We start from the raw sequence: 12,178 nt of genomic DNA on the forward strand, positions 1-12,178 counted from the left end.
CGATCATTCTCGGACAGGTGGCACCGCAAAAACATCGATGTCGACCGATCGCAGAATGCTTTCTGTCACGCTTCCCAGAAGGACCTTGATTAGGCCCGTACGGCCGTGCGTTCCGATAATCAGCAGATCGGGCGCCACTTGACTGATCTCCTCCATGATCGCTTCGACGGGGCCTGCTTCCTTGATCCGCAGCGACCAGTTGTCGATGCCAACGTCGTTTGCTTCCAGAAAGGCGACCAGTTCCGTCCCAACCTGCAAACGTTCTGTCGCCACGTATCGCGCTATCTCGTCCTTGCCCAATCCTGCATTCGACATTTTTCCCTTGGCGAACGCATCGAAGCCATGGACCAGCGACAGACTGGCGTCACCTGTCAGCCCAATTTCCCTCGCAGTCCTGATCGCGCGAGCAGACGGCTGGGACATGTCGACAGCTGCCAGCACCTTTTTATAAGAATGTTCTACTTCTGCGTTCACCATGAGCACCGGGCATGCAGCTGTACGGATCACCCGTTCAATAGTCGTTCCAACAAAAATGTCGCGCAGCAACTGCTTGCGGTGCGAGCCCATGACGATGAGATCGATCGAACGCTCCTCGGCAGCCTTCAGAATGCCGTCGAACGGATCGCCGGCCACCACCTCGGAACTACAGCGAAGTCCCTGAAGTTCGGCGATCGAGACCATCTGTTCTTCAAGATATCTCTGCGCCTCCCGTCTTTCCAGTTCGAGCAAATCTGATGGTTGATCATCGTCGACCACGTGGACGAGTGTGAGTTCTGCGCTGAGGTCCCGTGCCAGGACGCCAGCCCGCCGCAATGCCCGCTGTGAACGGGTGGAAAAATCTGTGGCCGCAAGTATTTTCATGACAGCTCTTGTTTCTCCTAAGGCCAGACCGCCCTATCCTTCGGCGGGTTTGGATCGTGATCCCGCTGACGATGCTCTCCCTTACTGGGATTGGCATCCCAGGCGGCGGCCCCACAGTGCCGCAAGAAATGCTTGATCGGCATCTCCTGCCGGCGACCATGACACGGTCCGCCTTGACTTCGCAAATTGCTTCCCCAACTATATGCGTATGTATACGGCCGCCAAAATCCGTCGCGATTTTCTTTTCCGGGTTTGCCCCATAGCGGGATCGTAACCCCCGGCTCGGCTGCCATGCGCGCCCCGGGCCGAGGGGCAAACATCATGTAACATTGGCGCAGGGACTGCATCAGTCCCTGCATTATCGCGCACCAGCAATAAAAGTTCCCTAGCACCGACAGCGCTCGGCGGTCCGTTGCGGATCCCGGAGACGAGGCAAAGACATGAGTACTCAAATGCAAGACAATAAGAGAACCCCGCGCAAGCCGAGCATCCGCATCTCGCAGTCGGATCACGCACGCTTATCCGCGCTTGCCAACACCGTTGCAGCACGAGATCCGCAGGCCGCCGATGAGTTGCTGGCCGAGCTTGAGCGCGCACGCATCGTCGCCGATGCTTGGCTTTCTGCAGACATCGTCAGGATGGGTTCGACCGTGACGTTCAAACCCGATACCGGCGAGCAAAAGACGGTCACGCTGGTCTTTCCTGGCGATGCCGACATCTCCGAAGGCAAGGTTTCGATCCTGACGCCAATTGGCTCGGCCCTGATCGGCCTCTCGGCTGGCCAGTCGATCATGTGGTCCGCCCGGGACGGGCGTCGGCACGCCCTGTCAGTGCTCGCCGTGAGCCAGCCCGCTCCGGAACGCGACGCAGCCGATCGACGCGCGCCAGAGCCTTCGATGATCGTCGCAGGCGTCTAGGACGTGGGCGTTTCCATCCGTCTCCTCAATCACGCGGGCAGCCTGATCGCGGGAGTGTGACCCCTGCGCCGACCGATCTGGTCCGGCACAGGGGTAGCTTTCCAAACCCGATCAGCCGCTTGACGCCGGGTTCCCCGCTTAGGCCCGGCTGGAGACGTATCATTATGCCCACTATCGACAGCTGCCAACTGACCACTAAGGATTACACGATTCTTGAAGTGATGCAGGAGCGCCACACTGCCCGCAGCGATACATTCTCGGCTATCCTTAAAAAGAAGATTTCGAGCGCAGTTGTAGTGTTTCGAGAAGACATCCCGGCAACGGTCGTGACACTCAGCAGCCGCGTGGCATATCGGGTGAATGATGGTCCTGCCGAGACCCGCATCGTCGCCCATGACGAGATGCGCGGTCTGGTTGGCATGCTTTTGCCGATCACCAATCCGCGCGGCTTGGCGCTGCTTGGCTTGGCGGAAGGTCAGTCCATGACCATCCCGACGACGGAAGGTCGCCTCGAGACGCTGACTGTGCACGAAGTCATCTATCAACCTGAAGCGGCGAGGCGTGAGAGGTTGAAGCTGGCGGGGGGTGCCGCACCAGACTCGCGACGATCGGGCGGCCCGGTTCTGCGCGTCGTCCCTGGTTGCATTCAACAGCAGGACAAACAGGCAGACAAAGTCGTCGCGACTTTCGACGACGGGTTCGACGACCCGGGTCCCTCGGCCGCCTGAGTGCTTGACTATCCCGAAGGCTGTGAGGGCGGATAGACAAGCGTTCCGTCGGCCCTTGCCTTCGCGCCTTCAGTGAGTATCGCCGGCTCGACCTTGTCATGCCCCATCAGATGAAAGACAGCCTCGCCACGGCTAATGAGATAGTCCGCGACGATTCTTCTGTGACAGCGCCACCAGAGCGTTTCCGAGCACATGATGGCGCATCGCCGCTGCCTGCCGAGGGCCACAAGCCGGTTCAGGCCGCCATGAAACTCTGCGGACAGAGCGTAGTCGGCGTAGTTGTGGAAACTCTGGTTGAGCCAGAATGCATTGAGCGCCGGTGGAACGTCGTGCGCCTTGCCGCGCAGGCCGCCAAGCTCCGCAATGCATTCATATCCGATCGCGAATGCTGCCAGCTTTTCCGGCAGCACCTCGCCGTTGAACTGCGGATTGGCACGCGAGCGTCGGATGGTTCTTATGTCGATCACCAAGGTTATCTCGGCGACCCCCAGCAGAGCGACGAATTCGGCGATCGACCGAGTCGAGTGACCAACGGTGTGGAACGGAAAAGGCATGTTCATCAATGCATGGCGACGGATTTCTTTCCGGCTGAATGATCAGTGATTTGGATCTGACAGGACGAAGTCATCTCACCACCTGCTTGTGGCCATGCAGCGCTTCCGAAGTCTGGCCCCGCTTGCCTCATGGTAGACGGCGTAAGCCGATAGGTGAATTCCGGCGCCTCCTCCACAGGGACCAATGTCTGTCGATGGTGCAGGGCGGAGCGCAAGCGCCTGATCGACCAGCATCTCGCCGTCAAGCCGAAGAGCGCGTTGCGAGGTCTTTACGCATCGCTTATGCTCTCGACCTGGCTATACAGCGGGCGCATCGTCGGCAGCTACTCGCTGAGCCGGAGGCTAACCCGCAACGTTTCAACAACAACTCATGTCGATCATTGTAGCCAGAAACCGCCAGCGTTTGATCGTACAAGGTTCGTTACCCTAGTCGAACATAATCCGAGCGGTGCCTCTTTTGGCGATCAGCATTCGATTTCACTTGGGGACCCACAGGATCCCCCGCCCCGTCTTGCCCGAAGGACTCGAGACCCCTGTTGGTGAGTGGTGTCTGGCGAGATTTCTGAGCGGCCGGTGGCACGGTGGCGATGTCGACGCGCAACGCTCGGGAAATTCATCCCCTGGGGTAAGTCCAAAATCCGGCGCGCTTCGGAATTGGTGGTCACCAGGAGTTTTCCTCCAAAAGCAGATCGTTTTTCCGGTCTGTGCTGGGGTGCGTACATGGTAGCGATGTCGAGCCAGACGCCGCCTGGTGATCAAATCGTGGCATATCGACGTATACCCCCAGCGCGATGTCCTGAACCGACCCGCGCATCATCAGCCCTTTGAGCAGAAGAAATTGCGCAGACTGACTTCGATGCCGACCGTCAGAACAGCGCGGCGTCCCGGCAGTACGGCCACCCAAGCGTGCTCGCAGCCAAAGCAGGCGCGACCTTCATTTCGCCGTTTCGGCGCAGGTTCGACGATCCCGGTCGGGACGGCTTGGAAATGATCCGGGAAATCCGCGCGATCTCGACAACGACAAATCCTTCACGACGGAAATCCTCGCCTCCTCGATTCGCACTCCTCGTCAAATAGAGGCGATCGCAGACGCCGGATCTTTCTTTCGATCTCGGTCCCCTCGCAGCCGAGGAGAGCGTAGCAGGTCCTGCCTTAGGATTGCATTCCGTCGCACGGACGACACCAAATTGTAGGAATTACCCGATTCTCAAACATCCGACTCGATTGACGGGAACAGGAGATCGACTGTCGTTCCAATACCTCGCTGACTCGCAATGCGAACATGACCACCGAGCATCTGCGTCAATGTTTGCACCTGCGGCAGCCCTATGCCGGTGCCCTTCTCGCCCTTCGTCGTGAAGAAGGGATCGAACACCTTTTGCAAGAGTTCCGCGCTCATGCCGCAACCTTGGTCATTGACGCGTACACGGACGTAGGTTCCCGGCCCCGGCGGGTCAGGTATCCCAGACGCCTGCACCAATCGCTCGGTGATGACCCGGATCTCGCCGCCCTTGGGCATGGCATCGCGTGCGTTGACGACGAGATTGAGCACTGCGGCGTCGAACAGGGCAGGATCGATCAGGCAGTGCGGAATATCGGAACCAAGTTCAAGCGTGACGCGTACATCGGGCCCGGCGCCATATCTCAGGAATGGTTCGAAGGACCTTAGGAATTCGTTCAAGTCCCCTGCATGCGCATCGAGTTCCTGATGCTTTGCAAAAGCGAGTAACTGCGAGGTCAATTCGATGCCACGATGGATTCCTTCGCGCGCCATCGCAATGTAAGCCCGCACACGTTGGGGCTCGCCGGCTCTTTTTTCGGCTAATCTCAGGCCGGATTCGATGACTGCCAGAAGGTTTCTGAAGTCATGAGCAATGCCGCCTGTCATTTCCCCCAATGCGGCAAGCCGATTAGACATATGTCCGCGTTGTTCGGCTGCGGTTCCGGTATATTGGGGAGCGTCCGATGCCTGAGGGGGCCCGTCCGGCTCCCCTTGAGGTTCTGGCTGACCTTCGGATTGATACACGCCGTCTGTCATGGAAGCCGACCCCCTTGCCGGTCAGTGACGATAGCCACGGAACGTCCCCAGCAGCCTGATCGTCGTATTCATTTCTCCTTGTTTAATCGTGCCTTTTCGGAGGCATGATCTAAGCGCGTCGAACGACCCTTTGCGTCATGATGTCTTCGACGGTCGGAAATGCCTTCAGGGCCTCTTCCGGAAGATCGCCATTTGCTCCGACCATTTCGGCCCAGCCATGTGCCTCGGGTTCGCCGACGATGATGCGGCCGACCATTCCAGCATGCTCATGCGGGATGCAATAATAGTCGTAGACTCCCTGCTCAGTGAAGGTAAGCGAAAAGCTTTCGTTGGGCAGGAGATAGTCGGAGTTCCACGGTTTTGCAGCCTTGGGCATGCGAAGCGGTCGCTCGAAGTTTGCGGGATTGTAGGCAGTTGTCGTGTGCGAATTGCCGCGATTGAGATTGGTCCATCGGATCGTCTGTCCTGGTTTTATCAGAATGCCTATCGGATCGAACCAAACGTGCGAACCGTCGTCGCGCCCTTGCATCTTGATCTCGACCATCTCGCCGCCCCACACGGCCACAGAAGAGAGGGAAAGGACGGCGGCAAGACCGCCGCCCACACCCAGTATCTCACGGCGCGTGAGTGTCATTTGGCAACCCGCGCCTCGTCAGCGGCGGAGACATGCCACAGCACCACGTGCACATGCGGCTCTTCTACTCCCGGATGGCCGGCATTGTAGTAAACGTCGACGTGGTCGACATTGCCGCCGGGCGCCGCCAGTTCGTCAAAACGTTTATCTGGATTGAGGTCCTTGATCGGCAGCATATAAATTGTGCTGACGAGCTTGCCGTCATGGTCGTAGGCGAGAAACGGACCCGCTGGCAGTGTCGCCGGATCGACAAAAAGTTGGCCCATTCCGGGCAGGAAGTCGGGCAGCTTCACCAGCTTGCTAACTTGTTGATACGGCGCGGCTGGCGGGGACTTGGTGACATCAGACGCCGCCACGGCGCAAAGCGAGCTTGCCATTGTCACGACAAGTGCGAGGGCGAGCTTTTTCATAAGTATCTCCTTGTTGAATTCAAAAGCCACGGTGGCCGAAACGTGAGTGATCGGCGCATGAATATTGTTTTGCTAATTGAAACGGCCTGCCGCGCCCCTCCAGTAAGTCGGAGGGCCAATTTTTCGTCAAACGAAATTAACTATCGTTTCAGTGCATTATTTCTGCACAACTCACTGTTCAAATTCTTCGGGCTTGGCGCAAGAAACGAATTTTGTTCACGAACCGACCGGGCAGATCCCGAGAGCGGTGGCGCTAGCAAGTCACCCTTAGGCAAGGCGTAGACGCGCATTCTCGTGCCAGTTTTTGCGAGCCAACTCGCAGCATTGAAGCCGGCTTCTTACTCCGAACGTTGCTTGATTTTAAAAACCTAGTTACTACGTCTAGGCGATGAATGCTTTCTCGTTCCATTTCCGGCGAGAGCCGCAGCGCCTCAAAGCAAGCCTCTAGCCCGGACGCGAAAAGGCTCTGGCTTCGCGTCCGGGTTAGCCAGAATCTCGCCACCAAGCTGAAGCGATCTCAGCCCTGCTGGAGCAGTGCTGCTATCAGCATCGCGTTCGGATCCATGTCTAGGGTACACCTGATGAACTCCCAGCCTTTGCCAGAAGTAGACATTTGCCTTGACCTCATCACAAAGGGAAAGCAATCGGCCTTGTCCAAAATTGCAATCAGAATTGCGCGGAGAAATGGCCTTAACGAACAGCTAGTTCTCCGCAGCCTTATCGAGCGCGAGTATCGCGGCTCGACGGGTATCGGTCGTGGCGTGGCGATCCCCCACGCTGTGCTTGACACAATCTCGTCACCTGTCGCGTCTCTAAGCCGCCTGGCGCAGCCTATTGATTTCGAGGGCCCGGACGACGACCCTGTCGATCTCATCTACACGGTCCTTTGGCCTCGCTCGGCCGCTTCCGAATTCCTCCCTGCCCTTTCGCAAATATGCCGGCTGCTCCGGGCATCTCAGGTTCGGGAGCGACTCCGATTGGCTCGGTCATCCGATGAGGCGTTGGCCACTCTGGAAGGTATGCCGCGTCAGGGAATTTCAACCACTTTGCACACTAGCCGCGTCGGGCTTGGCACTACGATGGTCAGGCAGTTCAGCAACGCGCAGGTCCCATGCCTTCCTTGTCACCGGACTTTGGAGGAGCTTTCAGATAAAACATAGATTGACAATCTATGTTTTATGACGATCATGAAGGGACAACCCAGAGGCTTGAACCCCCTCGGATTGGAGAGAGAGCCAGGAGCAAACAGATGAGCCAGAATGGCCAGAGCAGAGGGACGATTGTGGTCGACGGCGTTCCGTTGCCGGATTTGCTCGACGAGACAATGATCCGCGAGGTGGTCCACGGTTTTTACGCCGAAATTCGACATGATGACCTTCTCGGTCCCATTTTCCGCGATCGGATCGAGCCGCACAAATGGCCACATCATCTAGCGAAGATGTGCGACTTCTGGTCTGCGACGTTACTTCGGACGTCCCGATATGAAGGCCGGCCATTGCCGCCACACCTGGCCATACGCGACCTCGGCGCGGCGCATTTTCGTCGCTGGTTAAAGTTGTTTCGCACAACGGTGCGCCGCATGTGCCCGCCCGAGGTGGCAGCGCTTTTTATGGATCGCGCGTTTCGTATCGCGCACAGTTTCCGTCTGGCGATCGCCTTCAACCGCGGCGAGACCACGATTGGCATTGCACCTATTGTCGACAAAGACCTTTGATGCAGACTGTTTTGGCACGGACAGCAGGAGACATGCATGCGGCTGACTGCCTTCTCGGACTATGCATTGCGAATGCTGATGTACACCGCCTCAGCCGGTGGCCGGCTCATCACGATCGAGGAGGCTGCGCGCACTTTCAACGTATCGAAGACGCATCTGAACAAGGTGGCCAATACCCTCACCCGCAGCGGCTATCTGAAGGCAATCCGTGGCCGCTCCGGCGGTCTTGTTCTCGGGCGTCGGCCCGAGACGATCCGGATCGGCGATGTCGTGCGGTTGACGGAGCCAGATTTCGCATTGGTTGAATGTTTCGCCACCGGAAACAAATGCGCACTGACCGCCACTTGCAAGCTTTCAGGCATGTTCGGTGAAGCGATTGCCTCGTTCCAGAGCACCCTGGACCGCTACACGCTGGCCGACATCATGCTGATGCCCAAGGACTTTCTTGGCAGTCCGAAAAGACCATCTAGCACCGGCGGCGCGCACAACCTCGCTTAATTGCCTCGGCACATGCCGTTTTGCTCCGATGGAGACGCCCCATGCCCGAACCAAAGAATAAGGACAAGCCGTCACAGAGGGAGATCGATTCTGGTATCGACCCCGACAACAGCTTACTGCCAATGCTTATTGGTGGGCTTGTCCTGATAGTTATCGGCGCGATCATCGTCATGATGTTTGTCTAGTTGCCTGCTTGTCGTTCCGGCCGGTGCGCAGGAAGGCGTGTCAGGAAGCTACGCGACCGCCCAGGCTGTCAACGAGCGGCAGCTTCTCGATGAACTCAACAAGATCCGGGCCGCGTCACGATACCGGACGGCAAGGCCGCCACGTTGCAGCAGCCGCAGGGCCGCGACTATCAAGGCTTCCATGAGCGCGCGCTGCCCTGGATCGGCGGCATTGCCATCCTGGGCATTGTGGTCGTGCTGGGGCTGTTCTATTTTGTCAGAGGCCGCATCCGCACCGCGGCAGGTGAATCAGGCGTCAGGATCCTGCGCTTCAACGCCAGCGAGCGGCTCGCACATTTGGACGACTGCCACAGCCTTCATCATCCTGGCTATTACCGGTCTGAATCTCGTATTCGGGAAACGTCTGTTGATGCCGCTGATCGGACCGGACGCGTTCTCGACGTGGTCATTCTGGGCGAGATACGCGCATGGCTTCGTCGCGTGGGCGTTCATGCTGGGGGTGCTCGTCATGCTGGTCACATGGCTCTGGGATAAATCTCCCCGACCGCTACGACGCCAACTGGCTGAAGGTCGGTGGGGGATTGTTCGCGGGCCGGACCCTCGCCGGCTTGTGACCGGCCTCATCATGCAACTGCGATAGAACAGCGGTCGGGCGGCACTCATCTCCGAAGACGATGACCTAGCCTACAATGTTGATGTGGTTATGGACCCTGACAACGCCTGGCGCTCGCCAAGCGGTTCGCTCGGCCTCCTGCTTTTCCGACCACGAACTTACTGTACCGGCGAGGCTTACTTCACCACCATCGGCGGTGACGCTGACATGCTGCGCGTCGACCTCGGCGCTTCGCTTGAACGCATTTTCGATCTTGGCCTTAATCTCCACAGGGGCCACGCGCGGCTTCAGCACCACGCGATTAATGACGCCCTTGACGCCGTGAAGTTTCCGCGTGGCGATTTCAGCCTGATTGCGCTGATATTGCCACTCGACGTCGCCCTCCAGGGTAAGCCAACCTTCGTTCGCGATTACCTTGAACCGCTCGTGAGAAGAGGGAAACTCGATGGAGATTGCCTCGATTGCCGCCCGCGCGAGTTCCGGATCTGTCTTTTGATGGCTGGAAGGAAGGTGAACTTCGATATCGTTGGCAATGCCGAGGACTCCTTTGATTCGCTTCGCCGCTTTCTCCGCCCCGTACTTCTGCATATAGAACGGGACGTACCCAGTAAGCGAAACAACGCCCTCTTTGACGGTGACACCGACGTCGGTGGCATTGATGTCAGGGTCCCATTTCAATTCGCTTTCCAAGTCTTGTTTGATATCTCTGTCGAATCTCATGTCGCAGGTCCTTACAATTGACGGACAAAGGTCGCCTTTACGCGCGTGGGCGGCACTACTTTCGCACGCACGATAAAGCTGGCACGCAATACACCGTCGAAGTATTGGCACTCTATTGAAACGAAGCAATTGAAATTTATGATAAATTGAAAACAATTATGTTGCAGTCATTTGGTTCGGCGGCAACACGGCGCGACTTCCTCCCTTTGATTCTAGGTTCCTAGGGCGAAACTCCACGCCTGACCCTTAGGTCGGCGGCGTGGTCTTGTCGTTCGTGATATGGCTTTCGACAAAGGCGACAAGGTCTGCATCGTCAGAGAGACGAGGGCTGGAACGACGGTCGAGCTCCAATTCATGTCAATCCAACCGAAGCTTAAACGTCGAGCCAGAATACCTACAGTTGGATGCCGCCGCTTGCGACAGCATGCAATCCCGCCAAGGCAGGAAGCACTACGGTCGCATCCGCGTTAGCAGATTGGACCGCATAGGCTGGATAGGAGAATTGCGGCTTGTCGGACACAAGGTGAAGCCGCTTGGCCTCAAGATGAGGCAGCACCATGCTCATTCTGAAATAGCCGGATCCGCCGGTTGCAAGGAGATAGCTGAGCGCGAGTGGACCGAGATCAAAAGAGAGATCCGGTGCGACATCCGGAAAATTCATTTCGTGGTTGAGCGCAAATTCCGGCCCCCAATCCACCTGGACATAGTCGGCACCATCTAGATCAGTGGTCACGAACACGAGTTTTTCTTCCATGAGCAGATCGATCTTTAGGCCCGGCCGATGCTGGGGTGCATACATAATTGCCACGTCGACCATCCCCGAAGCGACTTGATTTATCAAATCCTGCGGGACATCGACGTGCACGCGAAGTGCAATGTCCGGAAGCGATCGACGCATCCATTGGACCCAGTCGAGCAAGAGCGGTTGCGAAATGCTTACTTCGCTGCCGACAGTCAGAACAGCGCGACGGCCCGACGGCACAGCGACCTGATGGCGCGTGCGCTGCCATAACTGGACGAACATCGGAGCGTGACGCAGGAACTGCTCACCAGCGGGAGTGAGCGAAGCCCCCCCCTTATGCCTGACAAAAAGTGGACGTCCGAGTTGTTGTTCAAGGTTGCGGATTCGCGCGCTCACGGTCGTCTGAGCCACATTCAGCTTTTCCGAAGCTCGAATGAAGCTCCCGGTCGAGACAATCTCGAGAAAAGAGCGAGCGAGTTCGACATCCATAGAGGATCTTAACATAAACATTGCGCTCAAAGATCAACATAATTGCGTGAATTTTCCGGGCTGCTCAGCCCGATCACCAGGTGGAGCAACGCCTCCATTCGGTCGACATGACATCTGCACAAAAACTGCATCCATTTGCCGATTAATTTCGTTTGTCAGATAGATCACACCTCCATTAGCCTTCGGGAAATCCACCAAGCTTAGCGCTGGCTGCTGCACAGCGCGGTTGGAGCGAGCACAAGCTCTCTTCATCCTTACCCATCGTTTTGCCTGCGGCGTCACAAGGAGAGATCATGTCGACGAGAGAAAAGAGCCAAGGCGATGTGGGGCGTCGCGACTTTCTGAAGCTTTTCGGCGCTGCTGGGGCAGCAGCGAGTACACTACCGCTCGGCGGGTCCGCATCGGCGGACGAAATGGTGGCCGCGGCGACGGGCAAAACGCATCGTCACGTAACCGCCGCCGCGAAATCGCATGTTGGGTCCACGGGCTACGAATTCTTCAATGTCGACGAATCCGCCTTCATCGAGGCGGCGGTCGATACGCTCATTCCCAGCGATTCAACCGGCCCCGGCGCCAAGGAACTCGGCGTTGCGACCTACGTCGACCGGCAGATGGCCGGCGGATACGGCAAGGGTGACCGGTTGTATCTGGAAGGGCCGTTTGGCGAGGGTACGCCCGAGCAGGGCTATCAATTGCCGATGACGCCCTCGGAAGTGATCCGAGCCGGCATCGCCGACGTCAGGGCCTACGTGCAGAAAAGCCACAAGAGCACCTTCGAGGGCTTGTCGGCAAAAGATCGTGCCGAGGTCCTGGCTGACCTTGAGAGCAACAAGATCGAGCTTCCGACAGTCCCGACGGCAACCTTCTTCGGGCTTTTACTCCAGCTCACGATCGAGGGTTATTTCGCGGACCCGATGTATGGCGGAAACAAGGACGCGGCTGCCTGGAAGATGATCGGCTTTCCCGGCGCGGATGCCATGTACGCGGACAAGATCGAGCCCTTCCGGAACAAGCCTTACAAGGCTGAACCGAAGGGTATCCAGGACCTCATTTGATCGGCGGAAGAAGGAGATTT

Annotated in this window: 15 protein-coding genes; 8 read left to right on the plus strand and 7 right to left on the minus strand. The window is 57.7% G+C overall.

Going from position 1 to position 12,178, the window contains the following annotated elements:
- Window positions 1-3: 3 nt before the first annotated feature.
- Window positions 4-861, minus strand: a complete 858-nt coding sequence (locus LB543_RS17610) for a universal stress protein (RefSeq protein WP_224614945.1) — start codon at window positions 859-861, stop codon at window positions 4-6.
- Window positions 862-1,313: 452 nt separating this feature from the next.
- Here LB543_RS17610 and rnk point away from each other — a divergent pair, with 452 nt between their 5' ends.
- Both rnk and LB543_RS17620 read left to right on the plus strand, forming a co-directional pair.
- Entirely contained in the window at window positions 1,314-1,778 is a 465-nt protein-coding gene (gene rnk / locus LB543_RS17615) for a nucleoside diphosphate kinase regulator (RefSeq protein WP_224614946.1), read from the plus strand.
- A gap of 164 nt (window positions 1,779-1,942) precedes the next feature.
- Window positions 1,943-2,506, plus strand: coding sequence for a nucleoside-diphosphate kinase (locus LB543_RS17620; RefSeq protein ID WP_224614947.1), 564 nt, complete (start codon window positions 1,943-1,945; stop codon window positions 2,504-2,506).
- An 8-nt stretch (window positions 2,507-2,514) separates the two neighbouring features.
- Here the strand turns inward: LB543_RS17620 and LB543_RS17625 are convergent, their stop codons facing one another.
- The 4 genes from LB543_RS17625 to LB543_RS17645 all read right to left on the minus strand — a co-directional run bounded on the left by LB543_RS17625 (window position 2,515) and on the right by LB543_RS17645 (window position 6,142).
- Entirely contained in the window at window positions 2,515-3,060 is a 546-nt protein-coding gene (locus LB543_RS17625) for a DUF488 family protein (protein WP_224615033.1), read from the minus strand.
- A 1,207-nt stretch (window positions 3,061-4,267) separates the two neighbouring features.
- Window positions 4,268-5,098 carry an ATP-binding protein gene (locus LB543_RS17635; protein WP_224614948.1) on the minus strand — a complete coding sequence of 277 codons (831 nt, stop codon included), beginning with the start codon at window positions 5,096-5,098 and terminating at the stop codon, window positions 4,268-4,270.
- Between the two features lie 109 nt (window positions 5,099-5,207).
- Complete coding sequence (locus LB543_RS17640) at window positions 5,208-5,732, minus strand: plastocyanin/azurin family copper-binding protein (protein WP_224614949.1); 525 nt, start codon at window positions 5,730-5,732, stop codon at window positions 5,208-5,210.
- On the minus strand, window positions 5,729-6,142 hold the full coding sequence (locus LB543_RS17645; RefSeq protein ID WP_224614950.1) for a DUF5602 domain-containing protein: 414 nt from the start codon (window positions 6,140-6,142) through the stop codon (window positions 5,729-5,731). The genes LB543_RS17640 and LB543_RS17645 overlap by 4 nt, the downstream gene beginning before the upstream one ends.
- Window positions 6,143-6,723: 581 nt before the next feature.
- Here LB543_RS17645 and LB543_RS17650 point away from each other — a divergent pair.
- The 5 genes from LB543_RS17650 (at window position 6,724) to LB543_RS17670 (ending at window position 9,073) form a co-directional block, all read left to right on the plus strand.
- A complete protein-coding gene (locus tag LB543_RS17650; protein ID WP_224614951.1) occupies window positions 6,724-7,302 on the plus strand; it encodes a PTS sugar transporter subunit IIA in 579 nt (192 codons plus the stop codon).
- 89 nt (window positions 7,303-7,391) lie between these two features.
- Complete coding sequence (locus tag LB543_RS17655; RefSeq protein ID WP_224614952.1) at window positions 7,392-7,856, plus strand: group III truncated hemoglobin; 465 nt, start codon at window positions 7,392-7,394, stop codon at window positions 7,854-7,856.
- 36 nt (window positions 7,857-7,892) lie between these two features.
- Window positions 7,893-8,354, plus strand: coding sequence for an RrF2 family transcriptional regulator (locus tag LB543_RS17660; protein ID WP_224614953.1), 462 nt, complete (start codon window positions 7,893-7,895; stop codon window positions 8,352-8,354).
- A gap of 41 nt (window positions 8,355-8,395) precedes the next feature.
- Window positions 8,396-8,539, plus strand: a complete 144-nt coding sequence (locus LB543_RS17665; protein ID WP_224614954.1) for a hypothetical protein — start codon at window positions 8,396-8,398, stop codon at window positions 8,537-8,539.
- Window positions 8,540-8,683: 144 nt separating this feature from the next.
- The gene (locus tag LB543_RS17670; RefSeq protein ID WP_224614955.1) at window positions 8,684-9,073 is read left to right on the plus strand and encodes a hypothetical protein; all 390 of its coding nucleotides are present in this window, start codon (window positions 8,684-8,686) and stop codon (window positions 9,071-9,073) included.
- A gap of 145 nt (window positions 9,074-9,218) precedes the next feature.
- Here LB543_RS17670 and LB543_RS17675 read toward each other — a convergent pair whose 3' ends face one another.
- Both LB543_RS17675 and LB543_RS17680 read right to left on the minus strand, forming a co-directional pair.
- The gene (locus LB543_RS17675) at window positions 9,219-9,872 is read right to left on the minus strand and encodes a BON domain-containing protein (RefSeq protein WP_224614956.1); all 654 of its coding nucleotides are present in this window, start codon (window positions 9,870-9,872) and stop codon (window positions 9,219-9,221) included.
- Between the two features lie 394 nt (window positions 9,873-10,266).
- Window positions 10,267-11,103 (minus strand): LysR family transcriptional regulator, encoded by an 837-nt coding sequence (locus tag LB543_RS17680; RefSeq protein ID WP_224614957.1) that lies wholly within the window; start codon window positions 11,101-11,103, stop codon window positions 10,267-10,269.
- Window positions 11,104-11,396: 293 nt separating this feature from the next.
- Between LB543_RS17680 and LB543_RS17685 the strand changes: the two genes are divergently transcribed.
- A complete protein-coding gene (locus LB543_RS17685; RefSeq protein WP_224614958.1) occupies window positions 11,397-12,158 on the plus strand; it encodes a gluconate 2-dehydrogenase subunit 3 family protein in 762 nt (253 codons plus the stop codon).
- Window positions 12,159-12,178 lie beyond the last annotated feature (20 nt).

This window comes from Mesorhizobium sp. ESP7-2, assembly GCF_020164715.1.
In the GTDB taxonomy this organism is placed as follows: Bacteria; Pseudomonadota; Alphaproteobacteria; order Rhizobiales; family Rhizobiaceae; genus Mesorhizobium.

Excerpts from the sequence above, each read along its gene's own strand:
- LB543_RS17610 (WP_224614945.1), bottom strand. The coding sequence starts at position 861 with ATGAAAATACTTGCGGCCACAGATTTTTCCACCCGTTCACAGCGGGCA.
- rnk (WP_224614946.1), top strand. The coding sequence starts at position 1,314 with ATGCAAGACAATAAGAGAACCCCGCGCAAGCCGAGCATCCGCATCTCG.
- LB543_RS17620 (WP_224614947.1), top strand. The coding sequence starts at position 1,943 with ATGCCCACTATCGACAGCTGCCAACTGACCACTAAGGATTACACGATT.
- LB543_RS17625 (WP_224615033.1), bottom strand. The coding sequence starts at position 3,060 with ATGCCTTTTCCGTTCCACACCGTTGGTCACTCGACTCGGTCGATCGCC.
- LB543_RS17635 (WP_224614948.1), bottom strand. The coding sequence starts at position 5,098 with ATGACAGACGGCGTGTATCAATCCGAAGGTCAGCCAGAACCTCAAGGG.
- LB543_RS17640 (WP_224614949.1), bottom strand. The coding sequence starts at position 5,732 with ATGACACTCACGCGCCGTGAGATACTGGGTGTGGGCGGCGGTCTTGCC.
- LB543_RS17645 (WP_224614950.1), bottom strand. The coding sequence starts at position 6,142 with ATGAAAAAGCTCGCCCTCGCACTTGTCGTGACAATGGCAAGCTCGCTT.
- LB543_RS17650 (WP_224614951.1), top strand. The coding sequence starts at position 6,724 with ATGAACTCCCAGCCTTTGCCAGAAGTAGACATTTGCCTTGACCTCATC.
- LB543_RS17655 (WP_224614952.1), top strand. The coding sequence starts at position 7,392 with ATGAGCCAGAATGGCCAGAGCAGAGGGACGATTGTGGTCGACGGCGTT.
- LB543_RS17660 (WP_224614953.1), top strand. The coding sequence starts at position 7,893 with ATGCGGCTGACTGCCTTCTCGGACTATGCATTGCGAATGCTGATGTAC.
- LB543_RS17665 (WP_224614954.1), top strand. The coding sequence starts at position 8,396 with ATGCCCGAACCAAAGAATAAGGACAAGCCGTCACAGAGGGAGATCGAT.
- LB543_RS17675 (WP_224614956.1), bottom strand. The coding sequence starts at position 9,872 with ATGAGATTCGACAGAGATATCAAACAAGACTTGGAAAGCGAATTGAAA.
- LB543_RS17680 (WP_224614957.1), bottom strand. The coding sequence starts at position 11,103 with ATGGATGTCGAACTCGCTCGCTCTTTTCTCGAGATTGTCTCGACCGGG.
- LB543_RS17685 (WP_224614958.1), top strand. The coding sequence starts at position 11,397 with ATGTCGACGAGAGAAAAGAGCCAAGGCGATGTGGGGCGTCGCGACTTT.